The organism is candidate division WOR-3 bacterium (assembly GCA_039804025.1).
GTDB lineage: Bacteria > Hydrothermota > Hydrothermia > Hydrothermales > JAJRUZ01 > JBCNVI01.
This window is the reverse complement of sequence record JBDRZP010000003.1, coordinates 1-17,825: the sequence shown is the minus strand read 5'-3', so window position 1 is coordinate 17,825 and position 17,825 is coordinate 1. Positions and strand designations below refer to the sequence as shown.

At 31.9% G+C, this 17,825-nt stretch carries 17 protein-coding genes and 1 rRNA gene; 13 read left to right on the top strand and 5 right to left on the bottom strand.

All coding sequences use genetic code 11. The features are described from left to right. Positions 1 to 18 precede the first annotated feature (18 nt). From feoB to ABIN73_01830, 8 genes are all read left to right on the top strand, one after another. Positions 19 to 1,983 (top strand): ferrous iron transport protein B, encoded by a 1,965-nt coding sequence (gene feoB / locus ABIN73_01865; protein ID MEO0268472.1) that lies wholly within the window; start codon positions 19 to 21, stop codon positions 1,981 to 1,983. A 14-nt stretch (positions 1,984 to 1,997) separates the two neighbouring features. After that, complete coding sequence (locus ABIN73_01860) at positions 1,998 to 2,183, top strand: hypothetical protein (protein ID MEO0268471.1); 186 nt, start codon at positions 1,998 to 2,000, stop codon at positions 2,181 to 2,183. Further along, complete coding sequence (locus ABIN73_01855) at positions 2,174 to 2,827, top strand: metal-dependent transcriptional regulator (protein ID MEO0268470.1); 654 nt, start codon at positions 2,174 to 2,176, stop codon at positions 2,825 to 2,827. The genes ABIN73_01860 and ABIN73_01855 overlap by 10 nt, the downstream gene beginning before the upstream one ends. 164 nt (positions 2,828 to 2,991) lie before the next feature. Beyond that, positions 2,992 to 4,544, top strand: a 16S ribosomal RNA gene (locus ABIN73_01850). Between the two features lie 375 nt (positions 4,545 to 4,919). Continuing rightward, positions 4,920 to 5,150 carry a hypothetical protein gene (locus ABIN73_01845; GenBank protein ID MEO0268469.1) on the top strand — a complete coding sequence of 77 codons (231 nt, stop codon included), beginning with the start codon at positions 4,920 to 4,922 and terminating at the stop codon, positions 5,148 to 5,150. Positions 5,151 to 5,251: 101 nt separating this feature from the next. Further along, a complete protein-coding gene (locus ABIN73_01840; GenBank protein ID MEO0268468.1) occupies positions 5,252 to 5,752 on the top strand; it encodes a hypothetical protein in 501 nt (166 codons plus the stop codon). A 39-nt stretch (positions 5,753 to 5,791) separates the two neighbouring features. Beyond that, positions 5,792 to 6,640, top strand: coding sequence for a hypothetical protein (locus ABIN73_01835; protein MEO0268467.1), 849 nt, complete (start codon positions 5,792 to 5,794; stop codon positions 6,638 to 6,640). Positions 6,641 to 6,694: 54 nt separating this feature from the next. After that, positions 6,695 to 7,243 (top strand): outer membrane beta-barrel protein, encoded by a 549-nt coding sequence (locus ABIN73_01830; GenBank protein MEO0268466.1) that lies wholly within the window; start codon positions 6,695 to 6,697, stop codon positions 7,241 to 7,243. A 34-nt stretch (positions 7,244 to 7,277) separates the two neighbouring features. Here the strand turns inward: ABIN73_01830 and ABIN73_01825 are convergent, their stop codons facing one another. The 5 genes from ABIN73_01825 to ABIN73_01805 are packed head-to-tail and all read right to left on the bottom strand — an operon-like array spanning position 7,278 to position 12,724. After that, complete coding sequence (locus tag ABIN73_01825; protein MEO0268465.1) at positions 7,278 to 8,174, bottom strand: glycosyltransferase family 9 protein; 897 nt, start codon at positions 8,172 to 8,174, stop codon at positions 7,278 to 7,280. Next, positions 8,171 to 9,139 carry a GDP-mannose 4,6-dehydratase gene (locus tag ABIN73_01820; GenBank protein MEO0268464.1) on the bottom strand — a complete coding sequence of 323 codons (969 nt, stop codon included), beginning with the start codon at positions 9,137 to 9,139 and terminating at the stop codon, positions 8,171 to 8,173. The genes ABIN73_01825 and ABIN73_01820 overlap by 4 nt, the downstream gene beginning before the upstream one ends. Next, a complete protein-coding gene (locus ABIN73_01815; protein MEO0268463.1) occupies positions 9,136 to 10,029 on the bottom strand; it encodes a glycosyltransferase family 2 protein in 894 nt (297 codons plus the stop codon). Before ABIN73_01815 ends, ABIN73_01820 begins: the two co-directional genes overlap by 4 nt. 17 nt (positions 10,030 to 10,046) lie before the next feature. Then, on the bottom strand, positions 10,047 to 11,348 hold the full coding sequence (locus tag ABIN73_01810) for a Glu/Leu/Phe/Val dehydrogenase (protein MEO0268462.1): 1,302 nt from the start codon (positions 11,346 to 11,348) through the stop codon (positions 10,047 to 10,049). Continuing rightward, on the bottom strand, positions 11,315 to 12,724 hold the full coding sequence (locus ABIN73_01805; GenBank protein MEO0268461.1) for a V-type ATP synthase subunit B: 1,410 nt from the start codon (positions 12,722 to 12,724) through the stop codon (positions 11,315 to 11,317). The genes ABIN73_01810 and ABIN73_01805 overlap by 34 nt, the downstream gene beginning before the upstream one ends. Positions 12,725 to 12,789: 65 nt before the next feature. Here ABIN73_01805 and neuC point away from each other — a divergent pair, with 65 nt between their 5' ends. The 5 genes from neuC to ABIN73_01780 all read left to right on the top strand — a co-directional run. Beyond that, positions 12,790 to 13,944 (top strand): UDP-N-acetylglucosamine 2-epimerase, encoded by a 1,155-nt coding sequence (gene neuC / locus ABIN73_01800; GenBank protein ID MEO0268460.1) that lies wholly within the window; start codon positions 12,790 to 12,792, stop codon positions 13,942 to 13,944. Continuing rightward, positions 13,941 to 14,969, top strand: a complete 1,029-nt coding sequence (locus ABIN73_01795) for a hypothetical protein (GenBank protein ID MEO0268459.1) — start codon at positions 13,941 to 13,943, stop codon at positions 14,967 to 14,969. Before neuC ends, ABIN73_01795 begins: the two co-directional genes overlap by 4 nt. Positions 14,970 to 15,012: 43 nt before the next feature. Beyond that, a complete protein-coding gene (locus tag ABIN73_01790) occupies positions 15,013 to 16,017 on the top strand; it encodes a GNAT family N-acetyltransferase (GenBank protein MEO0268458.1) in 1,005 nt (334 codons plus the stop codon). Then, the gene (locus ABIN73_01785) at positions 16,014 to 16,877 is read left to right on the top strand and encodes a class I SAM-dependent methyltransferase (GenBank protein ID MEO0268457.1); all 864 of its coding nucleotides are present in this window, start codon (positions 16,014 to 16,016) and stop codon (positions 16,875 to 16,877) included. Before ABIN73_01790 ends, ABIN73_01785 begins: the two co-directional genes overlap by 4 nt. Further along, the coding region (locus ABIN73_01780; GenBank protein ID MEO0268456.1) for a TIGR00366 family protein at positions 16,861 to 17,825 on the top strand (965 nt) is incomplete at its 3' end. The genes ABIN73_01785 and ABIN73_01780, both read left to right, overlap by 17 nt.

The following is a 17,825-nucleotide window of genomic DNA, read 5'->3' as shown; positions in this document are numbered from 1 at the left end:
TTTATAGTAAATTAAATTATGCATAGACATTTTAATACTCTTATTAAGTCTCCTGTAAAAAAAATAGTTATTGTTGGAAATCCTAATGTTGGAAAATCTGTGATATTCAATCATCTTACAGGAAAGTATGTAACTGTTTCCAATTATCCAGGTACAACTGTTGAAATTTCGGGTGGTTTTTTAAAGGGTAATAAGGATGTTTATGTGATAGATTCACCAGGTGTTCAGAGTTTACTGCCAAGAACAGAGGATGAGAGGGTGACTGTGAGAATTTTGCTTGAAGAAAATCCGGATATTGTGATATTAGTTGCGGATTCAAAAAATCTTAAAAGAGCCTTAGTTCTTCTGTATCAAGTTTCTTTATTTAAGTTTAAGACAGTTTTAGTTTTAAATATGACAGATGAAGCAAAGTTAAGAGGTATTGAGATAGATGAAAAGAAATTGAGCAATGAACTAAAAATACCTGTTGTAAAAACTGTTGCAATCCATGGAAAGGGTATAAGGGAGCTTTTTTTAAATTTAGAAAAGGCTTCCATACCCTATTTTGATTTTAAACCTGAAAAGAGAATTTTTGAAATTTTTAAAAAAATAGAGAAAAAACTTGAAGGTGTAATTGAAAAGAAAGAAGGTATTATACATCTTTTTCTTGCAAGGTTTGAGGATGTTGAAAACCTTTTGAAGAATAAGTTAAAGGAGGAAGATTATAAATATGTACTAAAGATAAGGGAAAATTTTGAAAATTCTCTTTATGAACCTGTTGAATTTTATATCATTTCTGATATAAATAAAAATATTGAAAAAATTGTTTCTCTTGTAATGAAGAAAGGAGAAGTAATTTACAAAAACATAGTAAGCGATTTACTCCATAATTTTATGATACATCCTGTAGGAGGATTTATATTCATTGTGATAACTTTATATTTACTTCATTTATTTGTTGGTGTTTTTGGTGCAGGTTTTCTTGTAGATTTGCTTGAAAACAAGTTATTCGGGGAAATTATAAATCCCTTTCTTATAAAGCTTTTTAATTTACTTCCTGTTCCTTTTTTAATAAAAGATCTTTTTGTTGGAGAATTTGGAATTTTTACGATGGCTTTAACTTATGGTTTTGCTATAATTTTCCCTGTTGTTTTAACTTTTTTTATTGCTTTTGGAATACTTGAGGATTCAGGATATTTCCCGAGGCTTGCTTTTTTGTTGAATAATTTTTTTAAAAAAATAGGTCTTTCTGGGAGAGCAATTCTACCTTTGATTCTTGGACTTGGTTGTGACACAATGGCAACTATAACAACAAGAACTCTTGAAACAAAAAAGGAAAAAATTATTGTTACACTTTTACTTGCACTTGCTGTTCCATGTTCTGCTCAGATGGGAGTAATATTTGCTTTGACATCTTCTATATCTTTTTCAGCACTTATAATCTGGGGAGTTACAATATTAGTAAGTATGATTATTGTTGGTTTCCTTTCTTCTCAGGTGATAAGGGGAGAGAAATCATTTTTTATAATGGAAATTCCTCCATTAAGGATTCCAAGTCTAAGAAATATATTTTATAAAACAATAGCAAGAGTAGAGTGGTATTTAAAGGAGGTAATTCCAATTTTCATTATAGGAACTTTTCTTCTTTTTATACTTGATTTATCTCATATACTTAATTTTTTTGAAGAATTATTTAGACCAGTGGTTACAAATATTCTTGGTTTACCGAAGGAATCAGCTGTTGGTTTTATAATGGGTTTTTTAAGAAGGGATTATGGGGCAGCAGGATTTCTTATGTTAAAAGAAAAAGGGCTATTAAGTGCTGCTCAAGTGATTGTAAGTACAGTTACAATTACCCTCTTTATGCCATGCATAGCTAATTTTTTAGTTATAATAAAGGAGAGGGGTTTAAAAGTGGCTTTTTATATTTCAGTTTTTGTTATAATTTATGCTATAACAGCAGGTTTTTTAGTAAGGATGATTCTTGCAAAATGGCCGGTTTAAAGGTAAAATGTAATATGTGTGGAAACACTTTTGTGCCAGACTATGAAAATAGGGTATGTTTGAAATGTCCCTATAATATTTTTAAAAATTCATGTAAATTTGCAAGGTGTCCTTATTGTTTTTACGAAAATGTTGTATTTTCGGATGTTAAAATTGAGAATTTTTTAAGTAAAATTTTAAGGAAATTGAAATGGAAATAAGGATAGAGGAAGCATTAAAGCTTTTGTGGTTAAAAGAGGAAGGGTGGAGTGAAGAAGAATTTTACCCTGTTATAAAGTATAAAATTGAGGAAAGGGATTATGAGGAATTAATGAAATTAGGGTTTGTAAAAAGAGAAAATGGAAAATGGGTTTTTACTGAGAGAGGGAAACATGCGGCATTGGATATTATAAGGAGATTAAGACTTGCTGAGTGGCTTTTTTATGAGCTTGTGGAAGTTAATAATAATTATTCCAGTGAAGCTGCTTGTCGTTTGGAGCACATTTTAAATGAAGAAGCGACGGATAGAATTTGTTCATTATTTGGGCATCCAAGATTTTGTCCTCATGGAAAGCCTATACCTCGTGGTAAATGCTGTGGTGAAAAGAAGTTTAATACTATAAAACCCATTCATTTACCTTTAACTTATGTGGAGGAAGGAGAATTTGTTAAAGTTATTTCTATTGATACTGATGATAGGAGAATTTTACATAAGCTTGTTAGTTTAGGTTTAATGCCAGGGGTAATAGTAAAGGTTTTAAAGAAAAGGCCTTTATTTATGATAGAACTGGATGAAAGTGTAATATCGGTTGATAGAGACATTGCTGAGAAGATTTTTGTTAAAAGTTTGAAAGAAAAAGTTTGAAATTGTGAAAATTTTATTTTATAATTATTTCAGGTTAGTTTAAGGGGAAAATGGACTTGAAAAAAAATTTTTTTTGAGTTATAATATTATATATAATTTTGGTATTTGAAAATTGGGTTGGGTATGCCCTGAAGAGATGAAATTTTAAATTTGAAAATTATTTTTTGATGGAGGGTTTGATCCTGGCTCAGGGTGAACGCTGGCGGCGTGCCTAATGCATGCAAGTCGAGCGGAGGGGGGAAACCCCCTCAGCGGCGGACGGCGGAGTAACACGTGGCTAACCTGCCCCTGGGAGGCGGACAACCCAGGGAAACTTGGGCTAATCCGCCATATTGTCTCAGGAGGGTATCCTTCTGAGATGAAAGGGGGCCTCTGTTTACAAGCTCCCGCCCAGGGAGGGGGCCGCGTCCCATCAGGTAGTTGGTGGGGTAATGGCCCACCAAGCCTATGACGGGTAGCCGGCGTGAGAGCGTGGCCGGCCCGAGGGGCACTGAGACACGGGCCCCACTCCTACGGGAGGCAGCAGCAGGGGATCTTGGGCAATGGGGGAAACCCTGACCCAGCGACGCCGCGTGGGGGAAGAAGCCCTTCGGGGTGTAAACCCCTGTCAGGGAGGACGATGTCCTGGGAGGCGAATAGCCTCTTGGGATGACGGTACTCCCAGAGGAAGCCCTGGCTAACCTCGTGCCAGCAGCCGCGGTAATACGGGGAGGGCAAGCGTTGCCCGGAATCACTGGGCTTAAAGGGGATGTAGGCGGTCGGGTGTGTCGGATGTGTAATCCATCCGCTTAACGGATGGGCTGCGTCCGAAACTACCCGACTAGAGGGCACCAGAGGGGAGCGGAACTCACGGTGTAGCGGTGAAATGCGTGGATATCGTGGGGAACGCCAGTGGGGAAGCCGGCTCCCTGGGGTGTCCCTGACGCTGAGGTCCGAAAGCTGGGGGAGCGAAGGGGATTAGATACCCCCGTAGTCCCAGCCGTAAACGATGCGGGCTAGCCGTGGGTTCCCGTTAGGGAATCCGTGGCGCAGGGAAACCGGTAAGCCCGCCGCCTGGGGAGTACGCTCGCAAGGGTGAAACTCAAAGGAATTGACGGGGGGGCGCACAAGCGGTGGAGCGCGTGGTTCAATTCGTTGCTAACCGAAGAACCTTACCCGGGCTTGACATGCCGGTAGTATCCCTCTCGAAAGAGAGGGAGATCCCCCTCTGGGGGAAGCCGGCACAGGTGCTGCACGGCTGTCGTCAGCTCGTGCCGTGAGGTGTTGGGTTAAGTCCCGCAACGAGCGCAACCCTCGCCCTTAGTTGCTACAGCGGGCATGTCCCGGCTGGGCACTCTAAGGGGACTGCCCCCGATGAGGGGGAGGAAGGTGGGGATGACGTCAAGTCCGTGTGGCCTTTATGTCCGGGGCTACACACGCGCTACAATGGGCAGGACAGAGGGAAGCGACCCCGCAAGGGGGAGCAAATCCCAAAACCTGCCCCCAGTTCGGATCGGGGTCTGCAACTCGACCCCGTGAAGCCGGAATCGCTAGTAATCGCCGGTCAGCAATACGGCGGTGAATACGTTCCCGCCCCTTGTACACACCGCCCGTCACGCCATGGAAGTCCCGAATGCCTGAAGGCTCTACTTATGTGGAGCTGAAGGCAGGCGGGATGACTGGGGCGAAGTCGTAACAAGGTAGCCGTACGGGAACGTGCGGCTGGATCACCTCCTTTCTAAAAGGAAAATTCTTCAGGGCATACCCAACTTATTCTTTTTCTTAAAAATATCCTGAAAAGACCCTTTCAAGATTACAAAAGATATTTTTTAAATTAAGTTGGAGTGTGCTATACAAGAAGATTTTTTAGAAGGCGCTCCTAAGAATCTTATTCACCATAAAAATTCAGTATTGTTATGTCTTTTACATCCTATTTGAGTTTTTCGGATTTTTCTTTATAATTTTAATTATTAAAATAATAACTATTCCAAAAGTATTAAGGGAAAAACTTGGAGAAGATGGGGTTGATGCATTAATTGAACTTTTAAATGCTTCTAATGAAAAACTGAAAATTGATTTAATTGAGTTACAAACTGAAAGATATGAAAGGAGATTGACAGAGGAGATTAATAAATTAAGAGCCGAAGATATTGCTAGATTTGATAAAAGGATAACTGAAGAAACTGCAAGAATTGATAAAAGGATAATTGAAGAAACAGGGAAATTAAGAGTTGAAATTTCAAAGAGTTATGCAAACATAATAAAATGGATGTTTATATTCTGGGTAGGACAAATAAGTGTTATGACTTTAATATTTTTTACTTTTCTAAAATTCATTAGATAATTTGTTTGCGGTATATTTATGGAAAAAACAAAATGCAGAAACATTTTGTAGTAGACACTCCTTCATTTGAAAAAAATAATTTTATTGTATTAAGATAAACTATGATGAAAAAATTTTTGTTTTTTATTTTAAGCTCTTCACTTTTTGCCTCAAATTTTATTCATGAGGTTTCTTTAAGTCTTCTAAAGGGTAATGTTCCTCTCCAAGAGTTTGCTAAAGTATCCAATGCTGGTTTTGGATTTGATCTATCTTACAGATTGAGGATTTATCATATCTTATGTTTATCTTTATCATCTGATTATTCTTATTTTATTCCACAAAAAGATTATAAAGGATTTAATTTATTTGATTTTAATATTGGGTTTGAATATGTTCCTTTCAGTTTTAAAAAACCTTTTTCTCCTTATTTAAGAATAAGTTCAGGTATTTATAACTTAAAACAAGATGTTTTATCACAGAGAAAAATTGGTTTTGGAATTGGAACAGGTTTTTATATTTCGCTTCTTGATTTTAATTTTTCTTATAATAACATTTTAACAAGTGTAAAAAATACAAGTTTTTTAAGTTTTGGTTTAAAATACAGGATACCTGTTAACGAATAATGTGGGTTCAAATCCCTTAAATTTTTTAGGAGTAATTATATGAAAAAATTAATAGCCCTACTAATAGCACTTCCCCTATTTGCAGGGGGAGAGGCGTGGCTCAATCTCGGATACGGAAGTGCTTCCCAGGGATACGATAAAGACGGAAATGCTCATGATATAGGGGGTTCTTCCAGTATAATGAACATCTATCTTGGAGGTTCATATGATTTTTACAAATTCCCTACTCTAACACTTTTTGGAGGTGGAGATTTAAGATTATCTCAGCATAAATTTTCCCCTGACCAGGGAAATTCAGTTTCAAGTGGTTTTGCACTTCAGAATTTAGTATTGTTCCTTGGTGCCAAAGGTCCTTTCTTTAAGGGGAAACTTGGTTTTCTTATGGATTTGGGACCTGAAATGGATACCAATAAGATTCCAAATACAGATGAACAGAATGCTATTATGATCAATTTAACCGGCACTTTACCAAATCCAATGTTTTCTCTTTCTGCAGGTATATATTATTTCCTTACACTTGAAGGTGAGACAAAAATATTTGTTCCTTTTCCACAGCCTGGTTTCCAGACAGTTAAAATAGATAATGGTGATTATTTTGCCTTTTTTGCAAAGGGTGGATATAAATTCGCAATTGGTGAAGCTGGACTTGAGTTAATTTACAGAATGAGAACAGCTCAAAAAGTTGAAGGTAATGAAATTCAGGATACTGATGGAAATCATTTTTCTTTGATACCTTATGTTACAATAAATCCTCCTGCTATGCCATTTTCTTTCTTTATCAAAGGAGCAGTTGTTGATGAATACTTACCTTACGGAATTTCTTTAATGGGTAAAAATGATTTTGTAACAAGATTGGGCTTTACTTTAGGTGGTAAAATAAGATTTTAATTATTTTAATTTAAAGCTTTTTGGGTTCAAATCCCTATTAAAAAAAATTATAAAATGAAAAAATATATCACAGTAATGATTTTTCTTCTGGGAATACTTAGTGCCCAGGAGATGAGAATCGGTTTTGGTGGAGGTTTTAATATTCCCATGGGTGACCTTTCTGATGCAGCAGGTTTCGGATTCAAATTTGGTGGAGATTTTGGGTATAAATTTATTCCTCAACTTGGTATATTGGGACTTATCGATTATAACATATTTACTGAAAAAACAATTTCAGTTCCTGTTTATGATACTGTGATAGAGGTAAAGTCAAGTTTCAATAATTTCTCTTTGGGTGGTATGCTCACCGTGTATCCTCCTCTTCAAAACCCAAATTTATCAATTTATTTTGGAGGAGGTTTAGGTTTTAATATGCAAACTGCAAAAGCATCTTCTGGAGGTGTTTCGGTATCAGATTCTGAAACTGATCTTGGTTTAGTTCTTGGTGGAGGCTTTATAATAAAAAATAACTTTGAACTTTCATTTTTGTATAATCATATATTCTGGGATAATGGAAGTGGTCAGTATTTAAGTTTTGGTTTTAAGTATCTTTTAAAACTATAAAAAATAGGTAAGGGGGGGGATTACCCCCCTTTTTTTAAAAAATAAAATTATTAAAAATTCTTAAATTATAACAACGTTTATTAAATAAACATATTCCCTCCCCGTGTAGAGAGCAGGGTGAGCAGAAAGTTTTATTGTAAATAATTTTTAATTCATCACCATAGGGTCTGAATCCGTAAAGAAAAGTAGTGGGTCCAAAAAAAACTATACCACTTTTTTTATAAGCACTTGCTATATGTGAGACCATTGAGTCAACTGTTATAACAAAAGAAGAATTTTTTACTATATAAAACAATTCATTTAAATCAGTTTTACCCCTTAAATCAATAATTTTATCATTTATGAAAGGTAAATTTTCTTTTTTACTTTTTTCATCACCTACAATAACACAGAAATTTTCCTTACTTTTAATTTCAAGTATTTTTTTTAAAGTTTTATCTTTTAAGTTTTTTTTTCCTTTAGATGAAAAAGGAGCAATTAAAATATATTTTTCCGGCAATCCTTTAAACTCTTTTTCCCCCTTCAATATGGGTCTAACATAAAAATCTTCATTAAAAATTTTTTCTAAAGGTTCAGAGAATATTTTTATAAAGGATTTTTCTTTTAAAGGAAACCTGAAAAATAAATATAATCTTCTTCTTAAACTTCTTTTATTTGCATATAATTTTTTTTTCGCTTTTATTTTTTTCATTAAAAAGAAACTCCTTAAGTTTTTCTGTAAATCAAAAGCATAGTCGAAACTTTGCTTTAAAATTTCTTCTTCCTTTTCCAGTTCTAAAATTTTTAAATTTTCAAACCCATCAAAAATATTTTTAAACTTTTTCTTTATTACTAAAAAAACATCAATGTTTTTCTTTAAAAGTTTATCTATAATTCCTGTTAAAAGAATTAAGTCTCCACCTGAGGAAAATCTTAATATTAAAATTTTCAAAGTAAACTGAAATTTGAAGGGGATTCAAATCCAGTTTTTTTATAAAATTCAAAAGTTCCCTTAAGCCCTTCCTTGAAATTTGTTAAGTTAATCTCACCCAATATTTTGCATATCTTACTGTTATCCCCTCTCAATTCCATAATTTCATTTTTAAAAGGTCTTTTTCTTACTTCTAATTCTTTTATTTTCTTTTCTATTCCTGATATTTCAAACAAAAACTTAATTATTTCCCCAACAGAATAAGATCTTCCAGAACATATATTTACTTCTTCACCTTTAAAGTATTCCTTTTCAATCAATTTTTCAATTATTTTAGCAAGATCCTTAACATAAAGAAAATCCCTTTTTGTGTTTAAATTTCCAATTTTTATTACTTTTGAGTTCAGTATTTCATATATTATCCATGGAATAACTGATCTTATTGATTGTCTTGGCCCATAAGTATTAAAGGGTCTTAAAATTAAAAAGGGAATATTTTCATAATTACATATTGACTTTACAAGCTCATCACAAGCAATTTTTGAGGCAGCATAAGGTGATAAGGCATTTTTACTATCTTTTTCTTTAACTGGTAACTTTTCTGGATTTCCATATACTTCTGAGGTTGAAAAATGAATCAAGGGGATTTTATTTTTTTTTAAGGCATTTAAAATATTAAAAGTTATTAAAGTATTATTGAAAAAAACTTCTTCAGGATTTTCAAAGGACCTTTTAACAGATATATTTGCTGCAAGATTTATAACAAGGTTTACTTTTTTAATAACCTTTTCAATTTCCTCTCTTGCTCTTAAATCACCAAAAACTATTTCTATATTTTTAAAATTTTCTTTATTTAAAAACTTAAGATTTTGAATATCACCCTGAGAATTATATCTTAAAAAGGCAAAAATTTTGAATTTTTTACTCAAATGCTCCACTAAATGACTCCCAATAAAACCGCCTGCACCGGTTATAAGAATTCTCATTTTTTTCTTTCTAATCTATCAAGCCTATCATAAATTCCAGCTATAGCCTCACCAAGAAAACCAACCACAAAAAATAAAAGCCCAAGCAGGGAAAAGAGAGCTAAAAGGAAAATTATTGAAATAAGTCTCACTTTTTTATGGATATAATATTTTAAATAAATTCCAATCATAGCACCTATTAGTCCTGTAATAAAGGAAAAAATTCCAAGAGTGCCAAAAAGTAACATTGGTTTTCTCATAAAAGAAATTTGAATTTTTACAGCAATAAGGTCAAGAAAGCCTATTAAAATTCTCTTTAAACCTCTGTACTTACTCTTCCCATGCCTTCTTGGTCTTAAAGTGACTTTAATTTCAGTAACAGAAAATCCATATTCCCATCCCCATACAACAATATAACGATGCCAATCCTTTCTTAAAGGAACTTCTTCTAAAACTTTCCTTCTTATTGCTTTAATAGAGTTCATATCAGTAGCAGGGACATTAAAAAGAAGTCTCGTTAGATTATTATAGAAAAAAGAAACAATTTTTTTATTATATTTTCCAGTTTTTTTACCACAAACTATGTCAAATCCTTCTTCAATTTTATCAACGAGCCTTTTAGCATCTTCAAAAGTAAACTGAAGGTCAGCATCAAAAATTATAAATATTTCACCTTCTGCTAATTCCATTCCCTTTTGCAAAGCATAAGTTTTTCCCATATTTCTTCTATAGGAAACAAATTTTAGATAATTTTTTTCCTTTAGGTAAGGTTTTATTTTTTCTCTTGTGTTATCAGTGGATCCATCATCTATATATATAAATTCCCAGTCTTTTAAGTTAAATTTATTTATAAAATCTTCAATCTCTTTTATTAAATCATCAATATTTTCTGCTTCGTTGTAACCTGGTATTAATACACTTACTTTTTTTATGGGAAAATTCCCCTCCTTTCTATTGCATCTATTATTCTTGATAAACCTATTATAAGAGCTGAAGTTCTCAAATCAGTTTTTAATTCTTCAGATTTCTTGATAACTTCTTTTAAAGCATTTATCAAAATTTCCTCGAGTTTTTCAAAAATTTCTTTTTCTTTCCAGAAATAATACTGTAAATCCTGAACCCATTCAAAATAAGAAACAATAACACCACCTGCATTAGCGAGAATGTCAGGAATTATGTAAATTCCTTTATCCAGAAGAATTTTCTCTGCCTCAGGAGTTGTAGGTCCATTCGCACCCTCAACTATTAAAAAGGCTTTTATTTTTTCAGCATTTTTTTCAGTTATCTGTCTTTCAAGAGCAGCAGGAACAAGTATATCTACATCCAGCTCAAAGAGATCTTTATTTTCTATAAAATCACCTTCACCTTTTATTTCCTTTAAAAATTTTTTTTCTTGTATCAATTTCAAAATTTTTTGGATGTTTAGTCCATTTTTATTAAAAAGACCCCCTGAAACATCAGTTACAGCACACACCTTTGCACCAGCATCATAAAAAGATAAAGCTGCAACAGAACCTACATTTCCAAAACCCTGAATTGCAATTTTTTGTTTTTCCAAGTCTTTATTTTTTATTTTCAAAAATTCTTTTGTAACAAAAAAAACTCCCTTCCCTGTGGCTTCCCTTCTTCCTACAGAACCACCAAGAGAAACAGATTTTCCTGTTACTATACTGGGTGTTGTAAAACCCTGAAACATAGAATAAGTATCCATAATAACATCCATTATCATATCATTTGTATTAACATCAGGAGCAGGGACATCTCTATATGGTCCTATTAATGGTAAAATCCCTGATGTGTATCTCCTTGTCAATCTTATTAACTCTCCATGAGAGAGTTTTGAAGGGTCAACTTTTATTCCTCCTTTACCACCTCCGAATGGTATATTAACAAGTGCATTTTTAAAACTCATCCAGGCTGAAAGAGCTGCTATTTCATCAAGAGTCACATCAGGATGATATCTTATACCACCCTTTGCAGGTCCTCTTGCTGTTGAATGCTGAACTCTGTAACCTGCAAAACATTTAATTTCCCCATTATCCATTACAACAGGTATAGAGACTCTTAAAACTCTTTCAGGTTCAAGAATTGTTTCAAAATATTTTTCGTTCAGATTACCAGTATAAAACGCCTTTTCCACCTGCTGGGCGACCATTTTAAAAACTGGCCCCCAGATTTCGTCTTTTTCAATACCTTTTAATAGGCTTCTTTTGCTTGCTGTGGTATCCATTGTTTATAAAATTCCTCAAGATATTTTCTTTTAATTTTAGAGAGTTCTGTTTTGGGTAACATTCCCATTAAATTCCATCCTATTTCAAAAGTTTCCTCAATTGACCTTTCTTTATCTCTTTGATTCAACATAACATTTTCAAATTCATCAGCTAGTTTTAAATATTTTTTATCCATTTCACTTAAAGCATCTTCTCCGATAATAGCAACAAGCCTTCTTAAATCTCTTCCCCTTGCATAACAAGCATAAAGCTGGTCTTTCCATTCCCTGTGATAGGGTTGAGTCTTCCCTTCACCAATTCCCAGGTTCATAAGTCTTGATAAACTCATCAAAATATCAATTGGAGGAAATATCCCCTTTCTGTGAAGTTCTCTTGATAAAACAATCTGACCTTCTGTAATATAACCTGTAAGGTCAGGAATTGGATGAGTGATGTCATCATCTGGCATTGTTAAAATTGGTATCTGAGTTATTGACCCCTTTTTACCCCTTATTCTTCCTGTTCTTTCATACAAAGTTGCAAGGTCTGTATACATATACCCTGGGTAACCTCTTCTTCCTGGAACTTCTTCTCTTGCTGCTCCAATTTCTCTTAAAGCTTCACAGTAATTTGTCATATCAGATAAAATCACAAGAACGTGGTAATCAAGTTCAAAGGCAAAATATTCTGCAACTGTAAGAGCAAATCTTGGGGTTAAAAGTCTTTCTACTGCAGGGTCATCAGCAAGATTGACAAAAGCAACTATTCTACCGAGTGCTCCACTTTCTTTAAATTCCTTCATAAAATATGCATATTCCCTTGAAGTTAAACCCATTGCTGCAAAAATTATCAAGAATTCCTCCCCTTCTCCTCTTACTTTTGCATACTTCATTATCATTGCTGCTATTTCATTTGCGGGGAGTCCTGCCCCTGAAAAGATTGGTAATTTTTGTCCTCTCACTAAAGTATTGAATCCATCAATTGCAGAAATTCCAGTCTGAATAAAGTCAGAAGGTTTATCCCTTGCAATTGGATTTATAGCAGCACCTACTATCGGTAATCTTTTTTCAGGTGTTGGAGCAGGGAGTCCATCTATTGGCTCACCTCTTCCGTTAAAAATCCTTCCTATAAGTTCTCTTGAAACACCTATATGAACCTGATCTTCCAGAAATCTTACCTTAGTTGAAGCCACATCAAGTCCAAGTGTTCCTTCAAGAACCTGAATTACAGCGTATTTTTCAGATACTTCAAGAACCTGTCCCTTTCTTTTCGTTCCATCTGGCATTATTATTTCTACAAGTGCTGCATAGGAAAAATCTTTCGCCCCTTCAAGAAATAATAGAGGACCTGATATATAAGAGACTGTCTGATATTCTTTTGTAGAAAGTTTTTCCATTTTTTCCTCCTTATGGTATAAAATTGTTTTTAATAATTTTTTAAGTTTTAATTATAATAAAAAATATGAAAAAAATAAAAACAGTTTTCATAACAGGTTCGAGGGCTGAATACGGGCTTTTATACCCTGTTTTGAAAACTTTTAAAGATTCTCCTGAGTTTGATTTTAAACTTGTTGTTACAGGTTCTCACCTTTCACCCTTTTTTGGCTTAACAAAAAATGATATAATTAATGATGGTTTTAATATAGATTATGAAGTTCCCTTCCATTTAGATTCTGATCTTAATGAAGTCTTCCCTATTTCTCTTGGAAATGGAATTATCCAGTTTACCCATGTATTTAAAATTTTAAAACCTGACATAGTTTTTGTTTTAGGAGATAGGATTGAAGTTCTTGCTGCTGCTCTTTCAGCAAATTTTTTAATGGTTCCTCTTGCCCATATCCATGGTGGAGATAATACTTCCTTTATGTTGCCTGATACATATATAAGACACTGTATTTCAAAACTTGCTCATATTCATTTCCCTGCTACTATAAATAGTAAAAAAAATCTAATTAAAATGGGAGAGGATAAAAGAAGAATTTTCGTAGTGGGAAATCTTGGAATTTATTCTCTTGATTTTAAAGAGATTCCTGATTATAAAATTTTAAAAAATAAATATAATTTATTAAAGGAAAAAGAATATGTTCTTTTAATCCATCATCCCTTTCCCTTTGAAAAGGAAAAATCCTTGGAGGAACTTAGAATTATCCTTAAAGTCCTTTTTAAATTTAATTTACCCTTTGTAGCTATTTCTCCAAACAATGATCCAGGGGGAAGGGAAATGAGAAATTTTCTTTTTAGTGAAGCTCAGAGAGGAAATTTTATTTTAATTGATAATTTACCCTATAGAGAATTTATTTCTTTAATGAAAAATGCAAAATTTATGATAGGAAACTCATCAAGTGCCCTTTATGAAGCATGTCTATTTAAAATTCCTGTTATTACTGTAGGGAGAAGAACAGAATTAAGGGAAAGGGGAGGTTACATTTATAATGCTTTAAAATTAGAGGAAATTGAAGACTCAATAGAAAAGATTTTAAAGGGTAAATTACCTAAATTTATTCCTTTACCCTTTAAAAGAATAAGGGGTGATTTGATAATTAAAAAGGTTATAATAAATTTTTTTAAAAATTATACAAAGAAAGAGATTTTTAATAAAAAACTAAATATTGAATGAGAGTAATTAACACAAAAGAGGAATGGGAGAATATTCTTAAAAATTTTGAAAATACTGATACCTTTTTTACTTATGACTTTTTGGAGATAAATACAATAATAGAACCTGGAAGAGTTGAAGCAATATATTATGAAGATGAATCTTTAAGATTTTTTTATCCCTATATTAGAAGATCTTTCACTAATTTACCTTATGTTCCTGATAAATACAGGGATTATTCTGATATAACTTCCCCTTATGGTGCTTGTGGACCTCTTTTTAAAGGTGATGTTAGAAAAATTTTTAAGAAGTTAAGGGATTATTTTACCGATACAAAAACTGTTTCAGAATTTGTTAGATTTCATCCCTTAATTGAAAATCATATTCCTTTAAGTGATTATTATGAACTTTTAGTAATATCTCCTTTAGTATACATTGATTTCTCTGAATTTAATGATACTGAAAGTATTTTTAAAAGTTTTAATGAAAATGTAAGAAGAAATATAAGGTTTGCTGAAAAAAATAATTTTGAATTTCTAATATCAAATAAAATTGAAGATATAAAAATTTTTTATGATGTTTATATAAATACTTTAAAAGTAAAACAGGGAGAAAGAAGGCATTTTTTCCCTTTTGAATTTTTTAAAAAAATTAGCACAAAAGATTTTTCTTCTTTTTATTTCATTTTTAAAGATAAAAATATTTTGTCCTCTGGTTTATTTTTAAAATATAACATTTTTTCCCATTATTTTTTAGGTGGGTTAAGTGAAGAAGGCTATAAAACTAAAGGTTCTACTCATTTTCTTTTCTGGTGTTTTATAAAGGAAAATTTTAAAAAATTTAAATATTTTTCCCTTGGAGGAGGAAGAGGAAAGCCGGACTCTTTATTGGATTTTAAAAGAGGTTTTTCTAAAAAAGAAAAAAATTATATAATTTCAAAAAAAATTTATTTCCCTGATGTTTACAAAGAACTTACATTTGAATTCATAAAATATAAGGATTATAAAGATATGCCCACACTCTTTCCCCAGTATAGGGATATATAATTAAAAATTGATAAGAAAAATTAATTTCTGTTAAAATCTTAACATGCTTCAAATCTTTGAAGGTAAGAATTTTCATAACATTTCTTTGCCTGATATATTTTACACTCCAAAATATATTGAAATTTTTTCAAAATACGAAGATGGTGAGCCCTTGTTTTTTTATTATGAAAATGATAAAGGAAAAGTTTTTTCTCCTTTTATTAAGCGAAAAATAAAGTCTAACAATTTTTTTGATATATCAACTCCTTACGGTTGTGGAGGTTTGCTTGTAGAATCACAAGATAAGCATTCACTTACAAAAGAATTTTATAAGGAATTAAAAATTTTTCTTTTGGATAATAAAATTGTAGCTGAATTTGGAAGGCTTCACCCCTATTTTTTCGATAAATCTTTGATTCAGGAGAATTTTATTACCAATTTTGTTACTTTCAGTGTTTTTATTGACTTAAGAGAGAAATTTGAAAAGATTGTAAAAAATTTAAGAAGGGATCACAGAGCAAGAATAAAAAGGGCAATAAAAGAGGGGGTTGAAGTAAAAATATCGAGAGAAGATAGGGATATAGAAATTTTCTATACCCTTTACATTGAAACGATGAGAAGAAAAAATGCAAGGGATTTCTATTTTTTTCCTTTATGGTTAATAAAAGAATTAGTTTCAAGTTTTGAAAATGCCTATATATTTATTGCTTTTTTAAAGGAAATCCCCATTTCTTCCTCGCTTTTTTTAAGTTATAATAAATTTTTCCACTATTTTCTTACTGGTTCAAATTTTAATTATAGAAACTATGGAGGAAACCGTATCATAATTTATGAAGCAATTAAATTTGCAAAAGAAAAAGGTTTTGAAATAATGCATCTTGGTGGAGGAATGAAAGGAGAGGATGAACTTTTTTTATTCAAATCAGGATTTTCAAACTGGCATCTTCCATACTATGTTTACGGTGTAATTCATAACGAAAAAGTTTATAATGAACTGGTTGAAGAAAGAAAAAAAATGGGACCTATAAAAGATGAGTTTTTCTTTCCCCTCTATAGAGCTCCTCTATGAATAATGATTATCTAAAAGAAAAAATTTATCAGAAAATTAAAGAGATTACTGAAAAAAATGAGGACTGGATGAAACTCTCAATGCCTAATTGGGAAAAAGGTGAAAAGGAGAAATATCTAAAATCAAAATCTGATTTGAAAATAGATTATACTTTTTTTGTTAACTTTTTAGATAGTGAATTTTCTTTAAAAAATAAAAAAATTCTTGATTTAGGATGTGGCTTTGGCCACATTTCTTTTTTACTTGAAGAAAAAAAAGCAAAAGTTTTTTCCTTAGATATTGAAAAAGATTTTGTTTATGTTGTTAATTTAAAAAAGAAACTTGCAGAAAGTAATATAAAACCCCTTATAGGTAATGGTTTTGCTTTACCCTTTAAAAATAAATCCTTTGATATTGTTATTTGTACTCACACACTTGAACACATTAGGGATAGCTTTAATTTTCTTAAAGAGGTAAATAGAGTATTAAAAATAGGCGGCATTTTATATCTTTCAATACCTAACTATTTTTTCCCCTTTGAACCCCATTTTAAAGTTCCTTTAATACCTTTTTTACCTAAAAATTTATCAAAGTTTTTAATAAAAAATTTTTTTTACAGAAAGGGTTTAAAAAGAATAAATAAAAAATGGGAAGATATTCCTTTTCTTGAAAGTTTTCTTTTAGAATTGAATTTTATTAAATTTTTTGAACTTGAAAAATTAATAAAAAAAGCAGGTTTTAAGATTTATAAAAAAAATTTCATTTTTGATGAAGAAATGAGGCCTTCAAAAAAATTGTTATTAAAAAAAATTTTAAAAATTTTCAGGTTTTATCCATTTGAAACAAGATTTATTGCTATAAAAAATGAAAAAGTTTTTTAAATATTATTTTTTATTTTTTGAAAAATTTTACCCTGACCCCTTCATTTTTGTTTTGATTCTGACAATTATTACAATTCTTTTAGGGGCTTTCCTTACAGAGAATTCTATTATTGACATGATTTATTACTGGGGGAATTCCTTTTGGGAACTTTTATCCTTTTCAATGCAAATGGTTTTAATTCTTGTTACAGGGGGTGCTTTAGCAGAATCACCGCTTTTAAAAAGAATTATTAAAAAAATTAGCTCTTTAAATTTAAGTCAAGAATTTTTTATTGTTTTTACTTCAATTTTTTCAATGATTCTTGCTTTTTTCAACTGGGGTTTATCCCTTATTGCTTCAGCACTTCTTGTAAAGGAAATAGGAAAATCCTTTAAAGAAAGAAATAAGTATATAAATTACCCTCTTTTATGTGCTTCTGCTTATACAGGACTTTTAGTCTGGCACGGAGGATTATCAGGCAGTGCTCCATTAACCTGTGCAACAAAGGGACACTTCCTTGAAAGTAAAATAGGAGTTATAAATATTTCTAAAACTATCTTTTCCATACAAAATATTTTGCTTTGGTTCCTTTTTGTTAGTTTTTTACCTCTTTTTATATTTCTTTTATCCAAAATTAAAATTGAATGCGAAATTCCTGAACTTGAAGAAAAAGAAGAGGATAAAAAGACTTTTCCCTTCTTTTTGAATATTCTCGAGAATTCTTTTATTTTCCCTTTGATTTTCTTTTTAATCTTTTTAATTAACATCTTTTACATTATAAAAAAGGGTGAATTTTCCTTAAATTTAAATACTTTGAATTTTATATTTCTTTTTGCTGGCCTCTTTTTACATTTTTCACCATATTCTTATTTAAAAGCCACTTTTAATTCAGTAAAAGCATCAACAGGAATAATAATCCAGTTTCCCTTTTATGCTGGAATTATGGGTATGATGAAGTATTCAGGTCT

What these genes read in the sequence shown, in the direction of transcription:
- feoB (MEO0268472.1), top strand. Translation starts at nt 19, where the DNA reads ATGCATAGACATTTTAATACTCTTATTAAGTCTCCTGTAAAAAAAATA.
- ABIN73_01860 (MEO0268471.1), top strand. Translation starts at nt 1,998, where the DNA reads ATGTGTGGAAACACTTTTGTGCCAGACTATGAAAATAGGGTATGTTTG.
- ABIN73_01855 (MEO0268470.1), top strand. Translation starts at nt 2,174, where the DNA reads ATGGAAATAAGGATAGAGGAAGCATTAAAGCTTTTGTGGTTAAAAGAG.
- ABIN73_01840 (MEO0268468.1), top strand. Translation starts at nt 5,252, where the DNA reads ATGATGAAAAAATTTTTGTTTTTTATTTTAAGCTCTTCACTTTTTGCC.
- ABIN73_01835 (MEO0268467.1), top strand. Translation starts at nt 5,792, where the DNA reads ATGAAAAAATTAATAGCCCTACTAATAGCACTTCCCCTATTTGCAGGG.
- ABIN73_01830 (MEO0268466.1), top strand. Translation starts at nt 6,695, where the DNA reads ATGAAAAAATATATCACAGTAATGATTTTTCTTCTGGGAATACTTAGT.
- ABIN73_01820 (MEO0268464.1), bottom strand. Translation starts at nt 9,139, where the DNA reads ATGAGAATTCTTATAACCGGTGCAGGCGGTTTTATTGGGAGTCATTTA.
- ABIN73_01810 (MEO0268462.1), bottom strand. Translation starts at nt 11,348, where the DNA reads ATGGATACCACAGCAAGCAAAAGAAGCCTATTAAAAGGTATTGAAAAA.
- ABIN73_01805 (MEO0268461.1), bottom strand. Translation starts at nt 12,724, where the DNA reads ATGGAAAAACTTTCTACAAAAGAATATCAGACAGTCTCTTATATATCA.
- neuC (MEO0268460.1), top strand. Translation starts at nt 12,790, where the DNA reads ATGAAAAAAATAAAAACAGTTTTCATAACAGGTTCGAGGGCTGAATAC.
- ABIN73_01795 (MEO0268459.1), top strand. Translation starts at nt 13,941, where the DNA reads ATGAGAGTAATTAACACAAAAGAGGAATGGGAGAATATTCTTAAAAAT.
- ABIN73_01790 (MEO0268458.1), top strand. Translation starts at nt 15,013, where the DNA reads ATGCTTCAAATCTTTGAAGGTAAGAATTTTCATAACATTTCTTTGCCT.
- ABIN73_01785 (MEO0268457.1), top strand. Translation starts at nt 16,014, where the DNA reads ATGAATAATGATTATCTAAAAGAAAAAATTTATCAGAAAATTAAAGAG.